23 protein-coding genes and 3 pseudogenes are annotated in these 21,473 nt (G+C 37.2%); 13 read left to right on the forward strand and 13 right to left on the reverse strand.

Going from position 1 to position 21,473, the window contains the following annotated elements; all coding sequences use genetic code 11:
- Positions 1–207: 207 nt before the first annotated feature.
- The 6 genes and pseudogenes from FGL31_RS01635 to lepB all read left to right on the forward strand — a co-directional run bounded on the left by FGL31_RS01635 (position 208) and on the right by lepB (position 4,880).
- Positions 208–1,005, forward strand: a complete 798-nt coding sequence (locus tag FGL31_RS01635; protein WP_099372651.1) for a ParA family protein — start codon at positions 208–210, stop codon at positions 1,003–1,005.
- A 1-nt stretch (position 1,006) separates the two neighbouring features.
- Positions 1,007–1,928 (forward strand): annotated as a pseudogene (locus tag FGL31_RS01640) (ParB/RepB/Spo0J family partition protein).
- Positions 1,928–2,296 (forward strand): DUF5683 domain-containing protein, encoded by a 369-nt coding sequence (locus FGL31_RS27330; protein WP_138089515.1) that lies wholly within the window; start codon positions 1,928–1,930, stop codon positions 2,294–2,296. The pseudogene FGL31_RS01640 and the gene FGL31_RS27330 overlap by 1 nt, the downstream one beginning before the upstream one ends.
- Entirely contained in the window at positions 2,293–2,673 is a 381-nt protein-coding gene (locus FGL31_RS27335) for a DUF5683 domain-containing protein (RefSeq protein WP_138089516.1), read from the forward strand. Before FGL31_RS27330 ends, FGL31_RS27335 begins: the two co-directional genes overlap by 4 nt.
- Before the next feature lie 15 nt (positions 2,674–2,688).
- Positions 2,689–3,434: pseudogene (dapB, locus tag FGL31_RS01655) on the forward strand (4-hydroxy-tetrahydrodipicolinate reductase).
- A gap of 3 nt (positions 3,435–3,437) precedes the next feature.
- Entirely contained in the window at positions 3,438–4,880 is a 1,443-nt protein-coding gene (gene lepB / locus FGL31_RS01660; protein ID WP_138089517.1) for a signal peptidase I, read from the forward strand.
- A 61-nt stretch (positions 4,881–4,941) separates the two neighbouring features.
- Here the strand turns inward: lepB and FGL31_RS01665 are convergent, their stop codons facing one another.
- A complete protein-coding gene (locus tag FGL31_RS01665; protein ID WP_138089518.1) occupies positions 4,942–5,658 on the reverse strand; it encodes a pyridoxine 5'-phosphate synthase in 717 nt (238 codons plus the stop codon).
- Positions 5,659–5,766: 108 nt separating this feature from the next.
- Here FGL31_RS01665 and cdaA point away from each other — a divergent pair, with 108 nt between their 5' ends.
- The 5 genes from cdaA to FGL31_RS24240 all read left to right on the forward strand — a co-directional run bounded on the left by cdaA (position 5,767) and on the right by FGL31_RS24240 (position 10,501).
- The gene (gene cdaA, locus FGL31_RS01670; RefSeq protein WP_171017517.1) at positions 5,767–6,561 is read left to right on the forward strand and encodes a diadenylate cyclase CdaA; all 795 of its coding nucleotides are present in this window, start codon (positions 5,767–5,769) and stop codon (positions 6,559–6,561) included.
- A gap of 104 nt (positions 6,562–6,665) precedes the next feature.
- A complete protein-coding gene (locus tag FGL31_RS01675) occupies positions 6,666–7,574 on the forward strand; it encodes a DUF1338 domain-containing protein (RefSeq protein ID WP_138089519.1) in 909 nt (302 codons plus the stop codon).
- A gap of 3 nt (positions 7,575–7,577) precedes the next feature.
- Entirely contained in the window at positions 7,578–8,192 is a 615-nt protein-coding gene (locus tag FGL31_RS24230) for an FAD-binding oxidoreductase (RefSeq protein ID WP_232046178.1), read from the forward strand.
- 79 nt (positions 8,193–8,271) lie between these two features.
- Positions 8,272–9,795 carry an FAD-linked oxidase C-terminal domain-containing protein gene (locus tag FGL31_RS24235; protein WP_232046179.1) on the forward strand — a complete coding sequence of 508 codons (1,524 nt, stop codon included), beginning with the start codon at positions 8,272–8,274 and terminating at the stop codon, positions 9,793–9,795.
- Between the two features lie 52 nt (positions 9,796–9,847).
- Positions 9,848–10,501: a (Fe-S)-binding protein gene (locus FGL31_RS24240; RefSeq protein WP_232046180.1), complete on the forward strand. Its 654-nt coding sequence runs from the start codon at positions 9,848–9,850 to the stop codon at positions 10,499–10,501.
- Between the two features lie 79 nt (positions 10,502–10,580).
- On the opposite strand, the gene FGL31_RS27340 is transcribed toward FGL31_RS24240, so the two are convergent.
- The 8 genes from FGL31_RS27340 to FGL31_RS01705 all read right to left on the reverse strand — a co-directional run bounded on the left by FGL31_RS27340 (position 10,581) and on the right by FGL31_RS01705 (position 15,160).
- On the reverse strand, positions 10,581–11,081 hold the full coding sequence (locus FGL31_RS27340; RefSeq protein WP_262709018.1) for a DUF2911 domain-containing protein: 501 nt from the start codon (positions 11,079–11,081) through the stop codon (positions 10,581–10,583).
- Entirely contained in the window at positions 11,050–11,121 is a 72-nt protein-coding gene (locus FGL31_RS29550) for a hypothetical protein (protein ID WP_394366173.1), read from the reverse strand. Before FGL31_RS29550 ends, FGL31_RS27340 begins: the two co-directional genes overlap by 32 nt.
- A complete protein-coding gene (locus FGL31_RS27350; protein WP_394366115.1) occupies positions 11,105–11,428 on the reverse strand; it encodes a DUF2911 domain-containing protein in 324 nt (107 codons plus the stop codon). The genes FGL31_RS29550 and FGL31_RS27350 overlap by 17 nt, the downstream gene beginning before the upstream one ends.
- A gap of 87 nt (positions 11,429–11,515) precedes the next feature.
- Positions 11,516–11,722 (reverse strand): hypothetical protein, encoded by a 207-nt coding sequence (locus tag FGL31_RS28675; RefSeq protein WP_317130936.1) that lies wholly within the window; start codon positions 11,720–11,722, stop codon positions 11,516–11,518.
- On the reverse strand, positions 11,706–12,791 hold the full coding sequence (locus FGL31_RS01690) for an MFS transporter (RefSeq protein ID WP_317130937.1): 1,086 nt from the start codon (positions 12,789–12,791) through the stop codon (positions 11,706–11,708). The genes FGL31_RS28675 and FGL31_RS01690 overlap by 17 nt, the downstream gene beginning before the upstream one ends.
- Before the next feature lie 204 nt (positions 12,792–12,995).
- Positions 12,996–13,421: a hotdog fold thioesterase gene (locus FGL31_RS01695; RefSeq protein ID WP_099372660.1), complete on the reverse strand. Its 426-nt coding sequence runs from the start codon at positions 13,419–13,421 to the stop codon at positions 12,996–12,998.
- Positions 13,411–13,947, reverse strand: a complete 537-nt coding sequence (locus tag FGL31_RS01700) for a DinB family protein (protein WP_099372661.1) — start codon at positions 13,945–13,947, stop codon at positions 13,411–13,413. Before FGL31_RS01700 ends, FGL31_RS01695 begins: the two co-directional genes overlap by 11 nt.
- Positions 13,928–15,160, reverse strand: coding sequence for a sensor histidine kinase (locus FGL31_RS01705; protein ID WP_138089520.1), 1,233 nt, complete (start codon positions 15,158–15,160; stop codon positions 13,928–13,930). Before FGL31_RS01705 ends, FGL31_RS01700 begins: the two co-directional genes overlap by 20 nt.
- A 78-nt stretch (positions 15,161–15,238) precedes the next feature.
- On the opposite strand from FGL31_RS01705, the pseudogene gltX reads away from it, so the two are divergent.
- Positions 15,239–16,771, forward strand: a pseudogene (gene gltX, locus FGL31_RS27355) (glutamate--tRNA ligase).
- Between the two features lie 22 nt (positions 16,772–16,793).
- On the forward strand, positions 16,794–17,672 hold the full coding sequence (locus FGL31_RS01715) for a sugar phosphate isomerase/epimerase family protein (protein ID WP_138089521.1): 879 nt from the start codon (positions 16,794–16,796) through the stop codon (positions 17,670–17,672).
- 70 nt (positions 17,673–17,742) lie between these two features.
- Here the strand turns inward: FGL31_RS01715 and FGL31_RS01720 are convergent, their stop codons facing one another.
- The 4 genes from FGL31_RS01720 to FGL31_RS01725 all read right to left on the reverse strand — a co-directional run bounded on the left by FGL31_RS01720 (position 17,743) and on the right by FGL31_RS01725 (position 21,426).
- Positions 17,743–18,222, reverse strand: a complete 480-nt coding sequence (locus FGL31_RS01720; RefSeq protein ID WP_138089522.1) for a hypothetical protein — start codon at positions 18,220–18,222, stop codon at positions 17,743–17,745.
- 319 nt (positions 18,223–18,541) lie between these two features.
- Positions 18,542–19,072, reverse strand: a complete 531-nt coding sequence (locus FGL31_RS28680; RefSeq protein WP_317130938.1) for a DEAD/DEAH box helicase — start codon at positions 19,070–19,072, stop codon at positions 18,542–18,544.
- Positions 19,035–19,550, reverse strand: coding sequence for a DEAD/DEAH box helicase (locus FGL31_RS28685; protein ID WP_317130939.1), 516 nt, complete (start codon positions 19,548–19,550; stop codon positions 19,035–19,037). The genes FGL31_RS28680 and FGL31_RS28685 overlap by 38 nt, the downstream gene beginning before the upstream one ends.
- Positions 19,522–21,426 carry an SNF2-related protein gene (locus FGL31_RS01725; RefSeq protein WP_317130940.1) on the reverse strand — a complete coding sequence of 635 codons (1,905 nt, stop codon included), beginning with the start codon at positions 21,424–21,426 and terminating at the stop codon, positions 19,522–19,524. The genes FGL31_RS28685 and FGL31_RS01725 overlap by 29 nt, the downstream gene beginning before the upstream one ends.
- Positions 21,427–21,473 lie beyond the last annotated feature (47 nt).

Here is a 21,473-nt window from a genome sequence, read left to right on the forward strand (position 1 = left end):
TTACTTGTGAAAAGCAATAGTGTTCGGTATAAATACCTAAATCTATTTTTCGTATCTTAGCATCCTGAGTTGGCAGAATGTGTTTCGCTTCAAAATTAACAAATTTAACATCATTTAAGTGTCTAATATCAATAAGGTGTGTTAATTTGCATGTCGAAGCGGAGTAATGCCAATTTGAATTATTTTCAAAAAATTTGAGGAATCACAATGGGAAAGATTATTGCCATAGCCAATCAAAAAGGAGGAGTTGGTAAGACAACCACCTCCATCAATCTTGCTGCGAGTTTAGCTGTGTTAGAGTATAAGACCTTGTTGGTGGACGCGGATCCGCAAGCAAACTCAACATCTGGTATTGGATTTGATCCTCGAGCAATCAAAGCGAGCATTTACGAGTGCTTAGTAAATGACGTAACAGCCAAAGAAGCTATACAACAGACAGATACTCCGAATCTTGATTTATTGCCAGCGCATATCGACTTAGTTGGTGCTGAGATTGAGATGATCAACTTGGATGAGCGTGAATATAAAATGAAACGTCTTTTGGACGAAGTTAAGGATGACTATGATTTTATCATCATTGACTGTTCTCCTTCCTTGGGTCTTATTACAATCAATGCTCTTACAGCGTCGGATTCAGTTATAATTCCTGTTCAATGTGAGTATTTTGCATTGGAAGGATTGGGTAAATTGTTGAATACCATAAAAATTGTTCAAAACAGGTTGAACACTGAGTTAGAGATTGAGGGGATTTTGTTGACGATGTATGATGTACGTTTGAGGTTATCGAATCAAGTTGTGGAAGAGGTACGCACTCACTTCAATGATTTAGTTTTTGACACAATTATTCAGCGTAATACACGTTTAAGTGAAGCTCCAAGTTTTGGAATCTCAGTGATTATGCATGATGCTTCATGTAAAGGTGCGATCAATTATTTGAATTTAGCACGTGAGATTCTACAAAAGAATGGATTATTAAAAGAGAATAAGCAAACTGTAACAGTATAGTATGGCAGCACAACAGCGGAAAACAGGATTAGGTAGAGGTTTGGGGGCATTGCTTCAGCAAGAAGCAGTTGAAAGTCCTAAGAAACAGACTGCTGAAACTCCTGCAAGTAAAACACCGAGCTCTCCTGCCGGTAGCATAAACTTCATAAAAGTAGATCAAATATCGATAAACCCATTTCAGCCACGTACAGATTTTGACGAAACTGCCTTGCGCGAATTATCAGAATCCATTGAAGTTTCAGGGTTTAATACAGCCTATCACTGTGCGTCAAGTTGGTAAAAATGAATATCAATTGATTAGTGGTGAGAGAAGGTTAAGGGCGTCTAAACTAGCTGGTATTACTGAAATTCCTGCATATGTTCGTACAGCGAACGACCAACAGATGTTAGAAATGGCATTGATCGAGAATATTCAGCGTGAAAACCTGAATGCTATTGAAATTGCACTTAGTTTCCAACGGATGATTGAAGAGTGCAGTTTGAAGCAGGAGGAATTGGGAGATCGTGTTAGTAAAAACCGTTCTACGGTAACCAACTATTTACGTTTATTAAAACTCCCACCTGTCATTCAGGCGGCTATTCGTGATGGGGATCTTTCCATGGGTCATGCTAGAGCATTGATTAATGTTGGTGAGATCGAGAAGCAATTGTTTATTTTCAAGGAAATCGTTGAGAAGGGCTTGTCTGTTCGAAAGGCAGAGCAGTTGGTTCGTGAGGTGCAACAAGCGAAAGATAAAAAACAAAAGGGCAAGAAGGAGGCTGCACTTAATTTTCAATATCAAAAGATTGAAGATGATTTGGCTTCAAAATTTGCCACTCGCGTTAAATTGAACGTGAAATCTACTAAAGGAAAGGGAGCGATTGAGATTCCTTTCAACTCGGAAGATGATCTGAGCCGAATTTTAGAGTTGCTAGACTGGTAATGTATAAATATTTATTGCTCTTTGGGATGATTTTATCTTTTACTTGCTCAAAGTGCCAAGTAAAGGATACTATTCCTGACTCTACAAAAATGGTTCAGGTTCAGGATTCTCTTAAAAAGGGAGAACAGGATACCACAAAAAAGGAAACTCGCGCTGAGCGTCGGGCTCGCAAAAAGGCCGAAAAGGAGCGTGAGAAGTTTTACTATAAGGATATTTTGAAGGATTCTGCTCGATTGGAAATTGAAAGATTAAGTCGAGTAGCCTGGAAAAGATCATTGATTTTGCCGGGATGGGGACAATACACTAACGGAGGTTTATGGTGGGTTAAAGTACCGATTATCTATGGTGGTTTTGTTGGGGAGCCTTGACTTTCAATTATTGGCAATGGTACTATAAGGAATTCTTGGGTGAGCTCCAATATCGAGAGGAATTTGGTCAACCTTCAAACCATGAATCTTTGGGGATCAACAGTAATTGGACTGTCCAAGGATTGGTTCAACAAAAAGATTACGCGCGAAGGAACCGAGATTTGACTATCTTAATTAGTGTGGGGTGGTATGGGTTGAATGTTGTTGAAGCCTATGTAGATTCAATTTTGAAAAATCGTTGGAATATAAGTAATGACCTAAGCTTTAAATTATCACCTACTTTTATTCCTAATTATGCATATACACCAGGTGTTGGAGCATTCTCGGGTGGAGGTTTTGCCTCTCCGGGGGTAAAGATGACCATTACCTTAAAATAAAAACCAATTAACTGTATGAAAATCGTTTTATTAGGATACGGAAAAATGGGGCAATTGATTGAACGCTTCGCCATGAAAAGAGGGCATGAAGTTGTTTTGATCGTTGATGAAAGCAATAGAAGTTCCATTACATCCGAGGATTTGGAAGATGCTGATATGGCCATTGATTTCAGTACTCCTGATGCTGCCCTAGAAAATATTAGTTTATGTTTTGAGTCAGACCTTCCACTTGTTGTTGGTACCACTGGATGGTATGAGCACTTGGAGGAAGTAAAGGAAACTTGTCTGGACGCTGATCAATCTTTGTTTGTATGGCTCAAACTTTAGTATTGGAGTTAATATTTTCTTCCATATCAACAAGATGTTGGCTAATGCTATGAATCCGTATAAGCAATATGATGTTCAAGTTGAGGAAATTCATCATATTCACAAATTGGATGCTCCAAGTGGAACAGCGATTACAATAGCTGAGGGAATTTTGGAGAATAGTGATGATAAAAAATCTTGGGTTAATTCTGTTGAGGGTTCTGGAGAAGAAATTATTCCTAAGGCGGATGAGTTGTTGATTGAAAGTTTGAGGATAGAGGAAGTTCCGGGCACCCCATACTGTGTTATACAGTTCTGAGGTTGACCAAATCGAGTTTAAGCATACTGCTCATAGCAGAGAGGGTTTTGCTTTAGGTGCGGTTATTGCGGCGGAATGGCTTTTTGGTAAAAAAGGATTTTACCAAGTGACGGAAATGTTTGATTTTAATAAATAATATATGTGGTATATCATTTTAGCCATATACATCATAGGGTCTGCTTACGGTCTATTTTTATTATATAGAAAAGCGGGGAAACAAGGCTGGGAAGCTATCATTCCTATTTATGGACAATATGTGATGGCTCAGCTGGTTGGAAGGCCAACATGGTGGATAATTTGGCTTTTCATTCCGATCGTGAATGTTTTTATTTTTTACGATCTGTTCTTGAATTTTATAAAGGCGTTTGGTAAGAGACGATTTTGGGAGAATGCCGCTGCGGTTTTAGTTCCTTTTATTGTATTGCCGATGTGGGGAAGAGATCCTAATGTTAAATATTTGGGTATCTCTACATCCGAGGAGTTCAAAAAGAAATACCCTTATAAAAAGTCTGTTGGCAGAGAATGGGCTGATGCAATCATCTTTGCGACAGTTGCTGCCACCTTAATCCGTGGATTTTTAATCGAGGCATACATGATTCCAACCGGATCAATGGAAAGAAGTTTGTTAGTTGGGGATTTCTTGTTTGTAAGTAAGTTAAATTATGGTCCAAGAATTCCAATGACACCAATTGCGTTTCCTTTTGCGCATCATACCATGCCAATTACTGGAGGTAAAGCCTATTCAGAAGTTATCAAACTTGATTATAAGCGATTACCTGGATTTCAGGAAATCAAGCGCAATGATGTCGTTGTATTCAACTATCCTATGGAAGCAGATGCTCCATTTAATAGACCTGTAGATAAACGGGAGAACTATATCAAGCGCTGTGTTGGTATGCCAGGTGACATTGTTTCTATGGAAAGAACAAAGTTATTCGTAAATGGCCAACCTGCATTTACTGACGATGATTTTCAGACCAACTATCTTGTTTTGTCAGATCCTAATGGTTTGAATTTACAGCGGATAAAGGAAATGCGCATTGAGCTTGATCCTTTTTATACTGATCCAAATATGGGTCAATATGGAATGCATATGACGAAGGAGGAAGCTGAAATAGTGAAGAAATGGAGTAGCGTTAAGGAATTCAAAGAGATAATCTATGAACCTGGTGATGCGAATCCTAATTTCACAGCATTTCCATTCTATACAAATGGTATTATCTGGAATTATGATAATTTCGGGCCAATTCAAGTGCCTAAGAAAGGCTGGACAGTCAAATTAGACAGTCTAACAGTTCCTCTGTATGAAAGAGCAATTACTGTTTACGAAGGAAACACATTTGATAAAAGAACTGATGGATATTATCTGAACGGCAATAAAGTAGATAGCTATACTTTTAAAATGGATTACTACTGGATGATGGGAGACAATAGACATAACTCTTTGGATTCAAGGGGATGGGGTTTTGTGCCAGAAGATCATATTGTTGGTAAAGCATTATTTACCTGGTTGAGTTGGGATGAGGATGGTTCTTTCCTATCTAAAATCAGATGGAATAGAATTTTTAGGCCTATTCATTAGGTACCAAGAATAAAAAAACGGGAGTCAATCATAAATTGACTCCCGTTTTTTTTGCTAAAAGCTATTTAAGGCAAGCTAAATATCTTTTTATAGTTTCTTCTAATCCTAAGTATAAAGCATCAGCAATAAGTGCATGGCCGATACTTACCTCCAGAAGGCCTGGGATATTTTGTTTGAAATATTGTAGATTGTTAAGGTCAAGATCGTGGCCAGCATTTAGCCCTAAACCAACTTCTTGTGCTTTGATTGCAGCCTTAACATAAGATTCAATTGCTTGTTCTTTGTTTTTAGGGAAATCTGTAGCGTACGCTTCAGTATACAGTTCTATTCGATCGGTTCCTGTTTCAGCAGCTGCCTCTACCATATCTTCAACAGGGTCAACAAAGATAGAAACGCGAATGCCATGATTTTTGAACAACTTTACCATTTGTGATAGATAATCACGGTTATTTATGGTGTCCCAACCATGGTTAGAGGTTATTTGACCTTGTTCATCAGGGACTAATGTGACTTGAGCTGGAGTGTTCGCCAGCACAAGGTCTACGAACTTTTGTTCTCTACAATTTCCTTCAATATTAAATTCAGTTGAGATTTTTGATTTCAGATCATAAACATCTTGATACCTAATATGTCTTTCATCTGGTCTTGGGTGAACAGTTATACCTTCTGCACCAAATCTTTCACATGCTAAAGCTGTCTCCAGGACATTTGGGACATTTCCTCCACGAGAGTTTCTCAGGGTTGCGATTTTATTGATATTTACTGATAGTTTAGTCATAGTTTAGTTCATTTTTACAAATTTACAGTTTTAGGGAGCCATATTCCTTATAAATTCTGATTTTAAATAGGTCTATCAATGGATAATATTTTTTAAATTGCAGGAAGTATGGATGGATTGGACTTTAATCTATTGAGAGGCTTTAGGCTGCTGGATTTTATTGATATATTGCTCGTTGCAATTATCATTTACTATGTCTATAGCTTAATCAAAGGTACTATTGCGGTCAACATCTTAATTGGAGTTGGTCTGTTTTATGGTATTTATTTGGTTGTAAAGCAAATGGAGATGCGCCTTCTGACCGAGATTTTCGGTGGTTTTATTTCCGTAGGATCCATTGCGTTGATTGTCGTATTCCAGCAGGAAATCAGGCGCTTTTTACTCCATATTGGTAAGAATATTTCCCTTAGACGTAAAAAATTCCTTTGGTCTATTTTTGGTGGCAAGAAATCTTCTCACAGGGATAATTCTGAATTTATTAAGCCTATTGTCGAGGCATGTCAAAATATGTCAAAATCTAGGACCGGTGCCTTATTGGTTTTTTCTAGGTATTTTGATGAAGAATACTATCAAACCAGTGGAACAATGATTGATGCGCCAGTATCTAAACGTTTGCTGGAAAGCATATTCTTTAAAAACTCCCCACTTCATGATGGAGCAGTTATTATTGTTGATGATCGAATAATGACCGCAAGTTCTGTTTTGCCATTGTCAGATAGTGAAGATCTTCCTCCACAATTTGGTTTGCGTCATAGGGCAGCGATTGGGGTTACAGAAGTATCAGAAGCTGTTGCTGTTATTGTATCTGAAGAAACAGGAGAGATCTCATTTGCTAAAGATGGCAATATCAATATGAATCTTACAGCAGACGAGTTAGAGAAGATTCTTGCGGAAGAACTGTAGTTTACTGAATATTATTTTTAGTTATCTGTTTTTTAGTGAACAAATGTTTTTGTTTGATAAATTTTAGATAACTTTATTCAAATTATAATACTAAAATTATTGTTATGCATTTCGACGAGAAAAAACCTATAGATATAGTGTTGAATGATTTGTTTGACCATTACCGTGAGAACGTTTCAGATGTTGATAAAATAACTGCAGCTCTTTTGGAACGTGGTGTCGTTCAATCCCAATCAGATATTGTTAATGATCATATTGCATTTAGAACCCTTGGTGTACCCAATCTAGGAATCAATTCCTTCGAAAAGATATTTTTATCCTTTGGTTTCAAGAAAATGGACTATTATTATTTTGAGGGGAAGAAATTAGATGCTTATTGGTATGCTCCACCGAGTGATAACTATCCTCGAATATTCGTTTCTCAGCTTCGGGTTTCAGAATTGAGTCAAGCAGCACAAGATATTATTCTGAAATATACAGCACCTATTGTTTCAGACCCTGTTGATGATTTGGACCTGAACAATGGGCAGCAAGTTGCGGATTTTTTACAGAAGCCTTTATGGGATTTGCCGACATCGGAGGAATATGAAACTCTTTTGGCAGAAAGCGAATATGCCGCATGGGTAATCTATAATCGATATTATTTAAACCATTATACCATCTCTATCCATGAATTAAAGGATGGATATAACACCCTTGAAGAGTTCAATGCATTTTTGGAAAGCATTGGCGTCAAATTAAATACTTCTGGCGGGAAAATAAAAACGAGTGAGGACAACTTACTAAGACAGAGCAGTACTGTTTCTGCTTTGTATGAAGCAAAATTCGCTGATGGGAGGTCCTTAGAGATTGCAGGAAGTTATGTTGAATTTGCGGAACGAAGTGTATTGCCCCAATTTAAGGATATCGCAAAGGAAGATATAAAACGAGAACATCGCCGTGATGGTTTTGAAACCAACAATGCGGATAAAATATTTGAAAGTACATATACCTCACAAATTAAAGGATCATAGCTTATGGAAGAGCAGTTAACCCTGCTTTCAGAACAATTAAGTGGTGAGTTATTTTGGGATGAGAAGATGCGTCTGTTATATTCAACAGACGCTTCTGCTTATCGAGAAATGCCACTAGCAGTAGCTTATCCAAAAGATAAGCAAGATCTGTTGTTGCTTATTAAGTTTGCAAAAGAGAATAAAACGTCCTTAATACCAAGAACTGCGGGCACTTCTCTTGCTGGGCAAGTGGTAGGTAAGGGTATTGTTGTTGATGTCTCAAAATACTTCACTGAGATTTTGGAGGTCAACGAATCCGAGTCCTGGGTTCGCGTGCAACCTGGTGTTATTCGCGATGAACTTAATATGTACCTAAAGCCTTATCAATTGTACTTTGGGCCAGAAACTTCCACAGCTAATCGCGCAATGATTGGCGGAATGGTTGGGAACAATTCCTGTGGCTCCAATTCTTTAATCTATGGAAGTGCAAGAGAGCATACCTTAAAAGTGCAAGCTTTGTTAAGCGATGGATCTGAGGTGGTTTTTAAAGCATTGAGTTTTGATGAATTTGATTTCAAATGTCGCCAACAGGATTTAGAGGGGAAAAATATATCAGCAGATTCGAAGTATACTGAGTAATTTCCAAAATCAAGTTGAGATAAGAGAGAATTTTCCTAAACCTTCCATTCATCGACGTAATACTGGCTATGCGGTTGATATGTTGTTGGAAACAGATCCATTTACTGCAGGAACAGAACCTTTTAATTTCTGTAAGTTAATATGTGGGTCAGAAGGAACCTTAGCTTTTATAACAGAGATAAAACTTCATGTTAATCCGTTGCCAATCAATCCTAGTGGTTTATTGTGTGTACATTTTCATTCACTTGAAGATGCTTTAAAAGGGAATCTTATCATTCTAAAACATAGGCCATTGGTAAGCGAACTGATGGACCATTATATTTTGGAATGTACAAAGAATAACCTTGAGCAATCAAAAAATAGGTTTTTTGTAGATGGTGAACCAGCCGCCATATTAATTGCTGAATATGACGGTAAGGATCAGGAGGAAATATTGGCTAGAGTAAAGTTGGTTGAGGAGGATTTATTAGCCCATGGCTTGGGTTATCATTTTCCATTGGTACTTGGAGAGGATAAGAAAAAGGTTTGGAATTTGAGAAAAGCTGGATTGGGTCTATTGAGCAATGTCCCTGGAGATGATAAGCCGGTTGCAGTAATTGAGGACACAGCAGTAGATGTTGAAGATTTACCAAGCTACATCAATGATTTCAATCAAATATTAAAGAAATATAATCTGTATGCAGTTCATTATGCGCATGCTGCAACTGGAGAATTACATCTCCGTCCAATTATCAATTTAAAAACTGAAGAAGGGAATAAGCTGTTTCGAGAAATTGCAACAGAGATTGCCCATTTGGTTAAGAAATATAGAGGTTCACTGAGCGGAGAACATGGGGATGGGCGTCTACGTGGGGAGTTTATACCTTTGATGATTGGAGATCATAATTATAAATTATTAAAGGATATAAAAAACACTTGGGATCCTCAAGGGATTTTTAATCCCGGAAAGATAGTTGATACTCCTGGGATGAATACTTTTTTGCGGTATGAACCAGGACAAAAGGAAAGGCAAATAAAAACTGTTTTCCGGTATCCCAATCAAACTGTTCTTCAGCATGCAGAACAATGTAATGGATCTGGCGATTGCAGGAAGACTCATTTGTCTGGAGGGACCATGTGCCCTTCTTATATGGCAACAAAAAACGAAAAGGATACTACCAGAGCTCGAGCGAATATTTTAAGGGAAATGCTGACGCACTCAGATAAAGCGAATCCATTTGACCATGAAGAGATCAAAGAAGTTATGGATTTGTGTTTGAGTTGTAAAGCCTGCAAATCAGAATGTCCATCGAGTGTTGACATGGCAAAGTTAAAGGCTGAGTTTTTACAAGGCTATTATGACAGCCATGGAGTTCCTTTTAGATCCAGGATGATTGGGCATGTAGATTCAATGACTGAGTTGATGCAACCTATCGCTGGATTGTACAATTTAGTAGTTGGGAATAAGTTCACAGGGGACATCGTCAAGAATATTTTAGGATTTGCTCCAAATAGGAATATCCCGAAAATTTCATCTACTACACTAAGGAAATGGTTCCAACAAAAAGATAAGCCGTTTTCTGGAAATAAAAACCGCTGTAAAGTCAGTTTATTTTTTCTGTGATGAATTCACGAATTTCAATGATGTTGAAATAGGGAAAAAAGCCATTCTTTTATTGGAAAAGCTAGGTTATGAGGTCTTAATGGTGCCGCATGCATTTTCAGGAAGAGCTTTATTGTCAAAAGGTTTGTTGCGGGATGCCAAAAAATTGGCCAACAAGAATGTAGAGATTTTCAAAAATCGATTGAATGCTGATACTAAACTTGTGTCCGTAGAACCATCTACCATCTTGACATTTCGTGACGAGTATGTTGATTTAGTAGATGAACATTTGCTTGCGGATGCTGAAAGGATTGCCCCCCTGGCATTGACCATTGAAGAATTTATCTGGGAAGAATATTTATCTGGCAATATTTCTTCGACCCAATTTGTAAATCAGGAGGAGCAGATATTATTGCATGGACACTGTCAACAAAAAGCTTGGGGGCTTATGCCAATTGTCTCTAAGGTTTTGGAGATTCCTGCTAATTATAAGGTGAAGAATATTCCATCAGGATGTTGTGGTATGGCGGGTTCTTTTGGGTATGAGAAGGAGCATTATGATATTTCGATGAAGATAGGAGAATTAGTGTTGTTCCCGACCGTTAGGGAAAAGTCCGATTCTACCCTTGTTGCAGCTCCTGGCGCAAGCTGTAGGCATCAAATTATGGATGGAACGGGTGTAGCTTCAAAACATCCGGTTGAAATCCTTTATAAGGCTTTGAAATAGGTCAATTAAAATTGTCATTCAATAAAAAACGGGCATCATTAATACAATGCCCGTTTTTTTATTATGAATGTTACTTCAATTATTTTTTAGCTGCATTTAAAGCTTGAGTATTTAGTTTTACGTATTCTTGGTTATTAGCTGCTTTAGCCATTGCTAATCCTTCTTCTGCTGCTTTAATAGCACCAGCTTTATCTCCAGCTTTAGCAAGTACTAAGGATTTCCAATATTTTACGTGTGGAGCCTTTGTGTTGCCTTTATCGGCTTCCTTCATCCATTCAACTGCCTTTTGCATATCTAAATCATTTGCAAAATAGTACATGGCAGCCTGGAAATAAGGTTTTTTCTGTCCTTTCATTGCCTCGTCGATACTTGCAAGGATTTCTTGCTTTTGATCAACAGCGATATTGAAAGACACTTTTGTTTTTTCCCAGCTCAATGAAAGATCCAATGCTTGTTCATGAACATTGTCAAATTCAATGGTAAACGTTTCTACATGAGACGGCAGAGTTTGGGGCTTTACCTTTACTCTTAATACATCATCTGCTTCTTCATAGGTATATGCACCCCCATTGTTTAGCATTGTTGTTAAAGACAATTGTCCATTCATCTTTTCCAGGGATAGTAAATAGGGCATAAGTTCCAGCAGGAAGTTTTTTGTCCTTCAATTGAAACCTCGGATTGAAAAGTAATATTCGTGGCATCGTTTGCACCAGTACGCCAGATTTGATCGTAAGGCACTAAATCACCGAATACGGTCCTGCCTTTAGCACTTGGGCGTTGATAAACAACACTTACCTGTTCTATTCCCAAATCTTGAAGGATGAATTGTGTGCTACTCGGCTGCGGTAACTTTAACTGAGCTTCTGCTTGAGAAGAAGTGAAAACAAGCCCCGCCGCAACAAGGATAGTTAATGCTAATTTTTTCATAATCATTTTAATAGAATATCCGAAGATAAGAAACTCCCCTAAAAAAACAATGGAGTTAGATAACTAACTCCATTGTTAAGCTTTATTTTAAGCATTTGTTTTCTTTCTGACTTTATGCCCTGCGACTGCATAATATAAGATGTACAGGTAACATGGTAATGCGATCCAGTATGCTTGATGAGAATTGGTTGCGTGTGCCAATTGACCGTACAACAACGGAATAACAGCACCACCGGCAATACCCATTACTAAGATTCCTGATGCAGCACTAGTGAATTTACCAACACCTTTCAATGCAAGAGGCCAAATTGCTGGCCATACTAATGAGTTTGCCAATCCTAATAGACCAACTAATGTCAATGACACCATTCCATCTGTAAAAGCAATACCCACAGTAAGGATAATTCCTAGAATAGCACAAAGTTTTAATGCAGTTTCTTTGTGCTAGGTATTTAGGGATAGCGATAATTCCGATGATATATCCGACTACCATTGCTCCCATTGTAAATGAGGTAAAGAATTTAGCAGTATTTAAAGGTATTCCCAAATAAGTTCCGTATGCAATAATAGTATCACCCGCCAAAACTTCAACTCCTACATAAGCGAATAATGCGATGAAACCAAGTAATACGTGAGGGAAATCAAATATACTATGTTTAGATTCAGTAAGATTATGGTGAGTTTCGTCTTCCTCTTCATCACCTTTCACTTCTGGAAGGTTAGATTTGGAAATCCAAAAACCCAAAAGAACTAATACCACCACTATACCGATATAAGGATTTACCACTTGGAGTGCAATTTTACCCAAAGCAAGGCTAGACTCTTCTGGTGTCATGCTTGCCAATTGGTTTTTCACGGCATCAGCTTCATCAAGTTTTAAGAAGTAACCCAAAATTATGGGAGCTAGTGCTCCTGCAAATTTGTTACATATCCCCATGATACTGATTCTTTTAGCTGCGGTTTCAACCGGCCCTAAGATTGTGATATATGGATTTGATGCTGTTTGTAGAATTGCAAGTCCACCCCCCATGATAAATAGTCCCAATAAAAATAGGATATAGGTTCTTGAATATGCAGCTGGAATAAACAAAAGTGCCCCAACAGCCATGATGCCTAAGGAAACAGCCATTCCGTTTTTGAAACCAAACTTGTTAAGTACCCAAGTAGATACTGGGGCCATAACCAAATAAGCGATGTAAAAAGCAAAAGTTACAAAATAGGATTGTACCTCAGTTAATTCACAAGCTATACGTAAATAAGGAATCAATAAAGAGTTTAACCAGGTCGCAAAACCAAAGATAAAAAACAAGGATCCAATGATGATCATAGGTCCTACGGTAGATTGATTATTTTGAGTTGTCATAAATTTGATTTACAGATTAAAAATAAGGTAGCCACAAGGCTAATAAAATAATTCGATATTTTAAAACGGAATTTGAAAGGCAATCGATTGCATTTGCTGTAAAAAAAGAGACACTACTAGCGTAATGTCTCCATAAAACCTAAACCGTATCTTAAAACCATATAGATATGATATTTGTTCAACACATGTTACAACAAATTGTTTTTAGATTTTCGGCTTTTTTATAACTGCAATGGTAAGTCTTGATATACAAACCAATTGATTTCTTTCATTGTGTATCTGAATATCCCATACATGGGTCGTTTTTCCGATATGATAAGCTTTACATGTCGCTCTAACGACCCCTTTTGTAACTGGTCTCAAATGATTGGCGTTGATTTCCAACCCTACTCCGGCGAATTCTTCAGCATCAATGACCATGTTTGATGCAATGCTACCTACCGATTCTGCCAGAACACAAGATGCTCCACCATGTAAAAGCCCGAAAGGTTGTTTTACTTTTTCGTTGACTGGCATTTCAGCAACCAAGGCATCAGGGGTGATCGACACCGCTTTTATCTCTAAAAAGCCGGTCATGTTAATTGCGAATAGACTATTGATTTCCTCTAAACTGTATTCTCTATACCACATCGTCGTTCAATTTTTGGTCTTTTAAGTAGCGTGCTTTTAAAATGATTACATGATGATTTAAATGTCCTGCGATAATATAAAGGAATGCTCTAACACTGATTAAACGGTCTGAAGCCATACCTTTTCTGTTTAATTCTGTTTCATCAAACGAATTGAACAGGTACATGTTTGCTTTGCGAAGGTGAATAAATTCTTCCGCAATATCAGCCAATTTGCGTTCATTATGTCTGCCATTGGCAACAAATTCATCTTGTTCAAATGGAGAAAGTGCCGTCATGTCATTTCTTCCAAATCTTAATGCCCTATAGGTCATGATTCTTTCACAATCAAGGATATGGCATAAAACTTCTCTGATGGTCCATTTTCCATCTGCATAGCTGAATGAACCCAATTCTTCAGGGATTGATGCAATAAATTCGGGGAATGTTTCGATTTGATCGTTTAGTTCTTCCATTACATCACCCGTTATGGTTTCGATGTAATCATTGAAAATGGCTGGATATTCGTCAGATTTGAGTGGGTTCATAGCGTAAATTACTTTTTAATACAATTCTAAATGTTGTACCTTTTCCTATTTCGGATTCTTTAACAAAAATTTGTCCTCGATGATAATATACCATTCTCTTAGTCAAACTAAGTCCTAATCCCCATCCTCTTTGTCTTGTGGTATATCCTGGTTGGAATATGGTTTCCCAATTGGACCTTGGGATTCCCTTTCCCGTATCGCTAATGTCTATAAAAATTTCTTCTTTTGCAATGTTTTCAGAAATGTTCACCGTTATCTTTCCTTCTCCTTCGATAGCATTTACGGCATTTTTCAATAGATTTTCAATGATCCAATCAAAGACTTGCACGTTCAATTTTGCCTCTACTTGTTGGTCCCCTGTTAATTCAAATGTCACTCTTTTACTTGTTCTAACTTTGAAATAGTTGACATAATCCTCGACGATCTCGTAGATCACTTGGGTAGAAAGTGATGGTGTTGATCCGATTTTTGAAAATCGGTCTGCAACAATTTCGAGACGTTTGACATCTCTTTCCATTTCATCCAATAATGAGTTGTCTCTGCCTTCATAAGTTGCCCTGGCTAACTCAAGCCAACCCATCATTGACGAAATGGGGGTACCGAGTTGATGGGCAGCTTCCTTAGCCATTCCTACCCATACAAGGTTCTGCTCTGAGTCCCTGATGGAATTGAAAACAGTATAGGCTACTATTAAGAAGACTGCAATTAATGACAATTGGATATAAGGGAAAATCCTTAATTGACTTAAGGCTTTGGAATCATGGTAATATACGAGCCATTTTTCTCCATTGTCTAATGAAATCTGAATTGGGGGATGAGATTTCTTCATCCTAGCCAGTTGTTTTTCAAAATATGGTGGATCATAAACTAGATCGCTTGTTGAATCTTGTGTGGAAGGGTGAATATTTGTTTTTGCACTGTCGAGATCACGCCAGAAAATAATATCTCCGGATTCTTTGGTAATTATGGCTGGCAAGCTTAAACTATCTCTGACTGCATAGATAAAACTGATGAATTGATCGTCCACATCAGGCATCGAAACAATACTTTGCGTGCTCATTGCCCAAACTTCGGCTTTCGTACGTTCGGATTTAGACAATGATTTAACAAGATAATTGGTATAAAGAAGCGATGCTGCGGCGATTAATGCTGCAAATAAAAACAGAAAAAATTTCCATTGTTGTTTATTGTACCTGTACGGGTGCTGCTTCATAAATATTAAAGTGAACCAAAATAATCATTTTCAGATTGCTTCGAGAAAGAAAAGTAATAAATGCTTAATTTTGTGGTTATGAGTTCACAAAAAAACGTAAGGGTCCGTTTTGCGCCAAGTCCTACAGGCGGATTACATTTGGGTGGTGTCCGTACCGCTTTATTCAATTATCTTTTTGCTAAACATAATAATGGTGAGTTTATCCTTCGGATAGAAGATACTGACCAAACTCGTTTTGGTACCGGGTGCTGAAGAATATATAATGGAATGTTTAGCATGGTGTGGGCTTAATCCTGATGAAAGTCCCAATAATCCAGGGAACTTTGGTCCTTATCGTCAAAGCGAACGTAAGCCTTCATACAGAAAATATGCTGAAGATTTGGTTGAAAAAGGATATGCTTACTATGCTTTTGATACTGCAGAAGAATTAGAAGAACAAAGAAAAATTACAGCCAAACTTTAGATATGCTCATGATAATCGCATGAGTTTAAGAAATTCACTGTCTTTAGGGAAAGAAGAAACTGATCGTTTATTAGCTGAGGGGGCACCTCATACCATACGTATCAAGATGCCTCATAATGAGGTCGTATCTTTTGAAAGACATGATTCGTGGCCGTGTAAGTTTTGAAACGAGCTTGGTTGATGATAAAGTTCTTTTAAAAGCGGATGGAATGCCAACTTATCATCTGGCGGTTGTCGTGGATGATAGAGCTATGGAAATATCCCATATTTTTAGAGGTGAAGAATGGTTGCCATCTGCTCCAGTCCATATTCTATTATGGGATTATTTGGGATGGAAAGATGAGATGCCTAATTGGGCACACTTGCCTTTAATCCTAAAACCAGATGGTAATGGTAAGCTTAGCAAACGGGATGGGGACCGATTGGGATTCCCTGTTTATGCAATGAATTGGAAGGATCCAAAAACAGGAGATTTAACTACGGGTTTTCGTGAAAGAGGCTTTTTGCCAGAGGCATTTGTGAATATGCTGGCTTTATTGGGTTGGAACGACGGAACAGAACAAGAAATCTTTGGAATGGAAGAATTGATCCAGAAATTCTCTGTTGAACGTATCAGCAAAGCTGGTGCTAAATTCGATTTCGAAAAAGCAAAATGGTATAATCAGGAATGGATCAAACAAGCTCCAAATTCAGAGTTGATGCCAGAAATAAAGTCAGTTCTAGAAAAACACAATGTAGATGTGGCTGATTTTGGTGACAATTTTATAGAAACTATTCTTGATTTAGTCAAAGAAAGATTAACTTACATTGAAGATTTTTGGGAACAAGCTTCATTCTTTTTCCAAAAGCCTGAAACCTATGATGTTGATGCGGTTAAACCTAAGTGGAACGACGATAAGACCAAATTTTTTAATGAAGTGGCCAGCCTGTTTAAAGATCAACCGGTTTGGGAAGCATCTGTGTTAGAGCCATTATTTAAAAATAAGATTACTGAATCGGGCATGAAGATGGGTGAGTTGATGATGCCTTTCAGAATTATGTTGGTGGGAGGAAAATTTGGACCTGATGTATTTAAGATCACTGAAGCTTTAGGTAAAGATGAAGTAGTTGAACGAATTAAATTGGCAGTACCAAAATTTCAGAACTAAGAATCAACTTAAATCAAATTATATGAAACAACTAACTAAATTAATGCTAGGGTGCTTAGCGATTGCTATCGTGCTTTTCACATCCTGTTCAACTAATGGAAAGGTAAGTGCTGCAGGATCAACAAAGGCCAAAGGTCCATTCCCTGAAGAGAAACTGGGTTGGAAATTGGGTTCCCAAGCATATACATTTAGGCTTTTCAGTTTCGCAGAAGCCTTAGACAAAATCGCTAGTGCCAACCTTCGTTATGTTGAAGCATTCCCAGGGCAAACAATAGGTGCCGGAAGTACCGAAAAAATGACTTATGAGTTGTCTCCAGAAGGTAGAAAAATAGTAAAACAATTATTGAAAGACAGAGGAATTACAATTCATGCATATGGTGTTGTTGGAGCAAAAGATGAAGCTGAATGGGAAAAAGTTTTTCAATTTGCAAAAGACTTTGGAGTTCAAGTGATCAATTCCGAACCTTCTGAAGAACAATTGGATTATTTGTCCAAACTATGTGACAAATACGACATCAAGTTAGCTATTCACAATCACCCTGATCCTTCTCATTATTGGAACCCTGATGTAGTTTTAAAGGCACTTGAAGGCAGAAGCCCTCGAATGGGTGCTGCAGCAGATGTAGGTCACTGGATGAGATCTGGCTTAAATCCTATTGAATCACTTAAAAAATTGGACGGAAAAATCTTCCATGTCCACTTTAAAGATTTAAATGAGTTTGGAAACAAAAAAGCCCATGATGTAGTGTGGGGAACAGGAAAACTAGGTATGAAAGACGTCATTGCTGAATTGAAACGTCAAAATTTCAAAGGAATGCTTTCAGCAGAATATGAATATAATTGGGAAAACAGCCTTCCTGAGGTAACAGAAAGTGTAGTGAATTTTAGAGCAGCGCTTTAATAAGATTTAAAATTTGGAGAAGGGTGCTAATGGAAATTAGTGCCCTTTTTTCTTGAGTATTATTTTTCTGTTAATAATTTGAAATCCATTGTTTCAAGACTTTATTAGCTGAAAATGATTCTTTCCAGATTTCAATACGATATCTGTCGATAGGCATTTGATCATCAACACCTTGGTAAGCTTCATCAAGATTGTAAGAGGATGCCCTAACCCTATAACTGCCATTTTCTAGAGCTACGGTCTGGATAACAGAACTTAAAGGACAATCTTGAATTTCTAAAGTACCTGATTTAATTTCAATACTAGCTTCTACGATATGATCAGCATTTGGATCTTCGTTCACTGGTGGACTGTTTAATATTTCCAAATCCCCCATCACCGTGCAATAATCATTTTCAATTGAAATACCTAAAATTCCATTTTCACAAGCTAATCTTTCATGAAGTGCTGCATCACTCCAGAATTCTAAGTCGTCTGTTTCTCCATCGGTACCTTTGCCCACGACATAAAATTGGCCATATTGTGTGAAAAAATTTAAGTTATATATCATTCTTATATTGGTTATTGTTTCACTAAAATAAATAAATCCTAACTAATTACATTGAGTAATTGATAAAAAAATAAATAAACCGATATATAAAAATAACCTTTATTAAAAATATTAATCTTAGATATTATAATGTTACCCTAAGTAAAAAAATAGCGTAAAAAAGATTTTGTAATAATTAAGAATAATTAAGGTGGTTTTTTAAAATTTTATAAAAGGTGAAAAGAGAATAGCTTCACTAAAATGTTGCTTATTGTAGGTAACTAAAGAAAATTATTAAATAATTGATAATCAGTCTTGAAGATTGTTTTTTATGACATTTTTAACTGAAAAGCTCACTTATATCTTCTTTACTAAGAGATTTTACAAACCCTTCTTCAGTGGTTATTAAGGAACTAGCCAATGATTTTTTCATCCCTTGCAATGCTAAGATCTTTTCTTCGATCGTATCTTTTGCAATGAATTTATAAATAAATACGTTTTTGGTTTGACCTATCCTGTGGCTTCTGTCGATAGCCTGTTGTTCAACCGCAGGATTCCACCATGGGTCTAAAATAAAGACATAGTCAGCTTCCGTAAGGTTCAAGCCAACACCTCCAGCTTTTATAGAAATTAAGAAAACTTTTGTTTGTTCATTTTCTTTAAAATCTTTCACTGCGGTGTTTCTATCTGTTGTTGATCCGTCTAAGTATGCGTATTTGATTTTGTTTTTATCGAAGTATTCTCTGAAAATTTGCAGATGTCTTACGAATTGTGAGAATATTAATACTTTATTTCCTTCTTTTAGGATCGATTGCATTGTTTCGATGGCGGCTTCAAAACTTTCCAGAACCATCGGTATATTGGCTATCAATCATTAAAGGGTGATTTGCTAACTGTCTTAATTTTGTCAATCCTTGCAGCAGTGCGATTTGGGAAGCCTTACCGGAAAAGGCACCGTCTAAAAGGGCATTCCTATATTCTGATTTTACAGTTTCATAATATTCAGATTGTTCATCTGTCATGCTACAATAAAAAATCTGCTCTGATTTTGGAGGTAATTCCGTGGCTACCTGTGACTTTGTCCTTCTTAATACAAAGGGTTTTATGATGGCCTGTAATCTGCGGGCCTTCTCCTCATCTTTTTTCTTCTCGATGCTGTGGACAAATTCCTTTTGAAAATAAGTGTAGTTTCCTAGTAAGCCGGGATTTACAAAAGACATTTGCGACCATATGTCTGCTACTGAGTTCTCTACAGGAGTACCGCTCAAGGCTAGTTTATTCTTGCCTTTGATATGTTTGATCGCAGAATAGGATTTGGACCTAGGGTTTTTTAATATTTTGGCTTTCATCTAGAATGACATAGTTGAAATAAAACCCAGATAACAACTCTTCATCTATGCGTGCAACTCCGTAAGTTGTGATAATAAGGTCGAAATGACTGAAAGCAAAGTTATCTTTACTTCGATAGGTGCCAGTATGTAATAGCACTCTCAATTTGGGTGTAAATTTCTCGGCTTCTTTCTGCCAGTTGAATATCAATGAGGTTGGAACGATCAGTAAAGATGTCTTAGGTTGGTCTGTTCCTGTTAGTTGTTCCTTTTGATGTTGTAAAAGAGCAAGCGTCTGAACTGTTTTTCCTAAACCCATATCATCAGCAAGTAATCCTCCAAAACGATATTCTCCTAGAAAATGAAACCAATTGTATCCTGCTTTTTGATAGGGTCTTAAGGACCCTTTGAAACCTACTGGAGTGTCGACATCGTTAATTTCGTCAAATTCGCCAAGTTTGTTGAGCTTGCGCTGCAGGGTTACTTGAGTGTGCTCTGAAATATCGTGTACTAAACCTATGTGAGCACGGCTTAATCTGATGCCTTCTTTTTGAGAAGAGAACTGGAATAAATGCTCATATTGAGAAAACCATTCTTGTGGAATGATTGCTATTTCTCCATTTGGTAATTCGAATTCCTGAATTTTATTTAAAATATGCTGACGTAAATTGATGAAAGGAATTTCATAATCGCCAAATCTTACAATAGCGCTGATATCAAACCAGTCATTCTTTTCTGAAACCTCAATGCTAATGCTGGTTTTTCCAATCAAGAATTTCTTGTCGCTATCGGTTTGAACAATATGAAAACCGGCATCCGTCAATTCTGATATATGATCATTTACCCATTCAATGCTAGAAGGACGCAATCCAGAAAGTGTTGATTTGGGGTGATAAGATCCAAATAGGGCATCAGCTTTTTCTAGGCCAAAATCCTCCAAAGTATCTGCTTTATTTTCTTCCCATTGTAAAGATCTTTTTATTCTAAAGAACTTGTGGGACTGATTTTCCTTGTCAAAGACATATCTGACAGTAACAGGGTGTTGAGCTCCAGCAGGGAAACAGTATTCTCCATATTGAAAAAATAACTGCAACTGCGCCTCCTGGTCTGGACTGTAAACAATTCGAAGTTGAGGAACTGCTTGCTCCCTATAATTGATAATGTCTAATCCTTCAGCATAGACATGGTGTTTTTCAATTAATGTGGTAACAAAAGTTTCGAAATATTTCTTTTCTGTATTTCGGGGAATTGAAATATATCTTTTATTTAAAAATGGAGTTAACTTTTTGCCTTCCAGCTCCTCATCAAAATGGTAAAGTACGTTTTCGAGCAATAGCCAAGCTTGTTGATTAACAATGACATCAGCATTTTTAAACATAAATTCCATTCTGTGACCATCGTATTTCAATGTTGGGAAATACCGAGTTTCATTTTCGTTCCTGCGGAAATGGAATAATATGCTGGTTGATTTTTCAGCAATCCTAAGTTCTTGCTCTGCAGGATAGCCATCTTTGCTCATTAAAAACAATGGTTTGTCACCAATGTTATTTAAGATCTTGAGAAGTCTATTTTCAATTTTAGGACGAATATGATCGAATAACTTGTCGTTGAATATTTTGCTGAAATAGTCTGCCGGTCTTACTGCTTTTTTATGAAAACGCTTGATGACTTGAGTCTGCTCAATCTCATCACATAGTCTGATTAATTCATAATCAACATCATCCAGAGCATTGGCAAATTCGTCGACTGTATTGCTAAAAACTCTTTTGTAGGAGAGGGAATAGGAGCCATTTTGATTTAAATGGACAATATGAGGTTCGATAAGATAACCCAAATAGGGATGTTTCCCTAATGAGTAGACTAAACGGTAAGAAGTTAGAGTATCGACCTGCTGCATCCTATTATTCCTGCTAAGAAAAGCTACTAATATACGTGTATTAGGTC

This window comes from Sphingobacterium daejeonense (assembly GCF_901472535.1).
Classification (GTDB): Bacteria; Bacteroidota; Bacteroidia; order Sphingobacteriales; family Sphingobacteriaceae; genus Sphingobacterium; species Sphingobacterium daejeonense.

What these genes read in the sequence shown, in the direction of transcription:
- FGL31_RS01635 (WP_099372651.1), top strand. Translation starts at nt 208, where the DNA reads ATGGGAAAGATTATTGCCATAGCCAATCAAAAAGGAGGAGTTGGTAAG.
- FGL31_RS27330 (WP_138089515.1), top strand. Translation starts at nt 1,928, where the DNA reads ATGTATAAATATTTATTGCTCTTTGGGATGATTTTATCTTTTACTTGC.
- lepB (WP_138089517.1), top strand. Translation starts at nt 3,438, where the DNA reads ATGTGGTATATCATTTTAGCCATATACATCATAGGGTCTGCTTACGGT.
- FGL31_RS01665 (WP_138089518.1), bottom strand. Translation starts at nt 5,658, where the DNA reads ATGACTAAACTATCAGTAAATATCAATAAAATCGCAACCCTGAGAAAC.
- cdaA (WP_171017517.1), top strand. Translation starts at nt 5,767, where the DNA reads ATGGATGGATTGGACTTTAATCTATTGAGAGGCTTTAGGCTGCTGGAT.
- FGL31_RS01675 (WP_138089519.1), top strand. Translation starts at nt 6,666, where the DNA reads ATGCATTTCGACGAGAAAAAACCTATAGATATAGTGTTGAATGATTTG.
- FGL31_RS24230 (WP_232046178.1), top strand. Translation starts at nt 7,578, where the DNA reads ATGGAAGAGCAGTTAACCCTGCTTTCAGAACAATTAAGTGGTGAGTTA.
- FGL31_RS24235 (WP_232046179.1), top strand. Translation starts at nt 8,272, where the DNA reads ATGTTGTTGGAAACAGATCCATTTACTGCAGGAACAGAACCTTTTAAT.
- FGL31_RS27340 (WP_262709018.1), bottom strand. Translation starts at nt 11,081, where the DNA reads ATGCTAAACAATGGGGGTGCATATACCTATGAAGAAGCAGATGATGTA.
- FGL31_RS27350 (WP_394366115.1), bottom strand. Translation starts at nt 11,428, where the DNA reads ATGAAAAAATTAGCATTAACTATCCTTGTTGCGGCGGGGCTTGTTTTC.
- FGL31_RS01690 (WP_317130937.1), bottom strand. Translation starts at nt 12,791, where the DNA reads ATGACAACTCAAAATAATCAATCTACCGTAGGACCTATGATCATCATT.
- FGL31_RS01695 (WP_099372660.1), bottom strand. Translation starts at nt 13,421, where the DNA reads ATGTGGTATAGAGAATACAGTTTAGAGGAAATCAATAGTCTATTCGCA.
- FGL31_RS01700 (WP_099372661.1), bottom strand. Translation starts at nt 13,947, where the DNA reads ATGAACCCACTCAAATCTGACGAATATCCAGCCATTTTCAATGATTAC.
- FGL31_RS01705 (WP_138089520.1), bottom strand. Translation starts at nt 15,160, where the DNA reads ATGAAGCAGCACCCGTACAGGTACAATAAACAACAATGGAAATTTTTT.
- FGL31_RS01715 (WP_138089521.1), top strand. Translation starts at nt 16,794, where the DNA reads ATGAAACAACTAACTAAATTAATGCTAGGGTGCTTAGCGATTGCTATC.
- FGL31_RS01720 (WP_138089522.1), bottom strand. Translation starts at nt 18,222, where the DNA reads ATGATATATAACTTAAATTTTTTCACACAATATGGCCAATTTTATGTC.
- FGL31_RS28685 (WP_317130939.1), bottom strand. Translation starts at nt 19,550, where the DNA reads ATGAAAGCCAAAATATTAAAAAACCCTAGGTCCAAATCCTATTCTGCG.
- FGL31_RS01725 (WP_317130940.1), bottom strand. Translation starts at nt 21,426, where the DNA reads ATGCAGCAGGTCGATACTCTAACTTCTTACCGTTTAGTCTACTCATTA.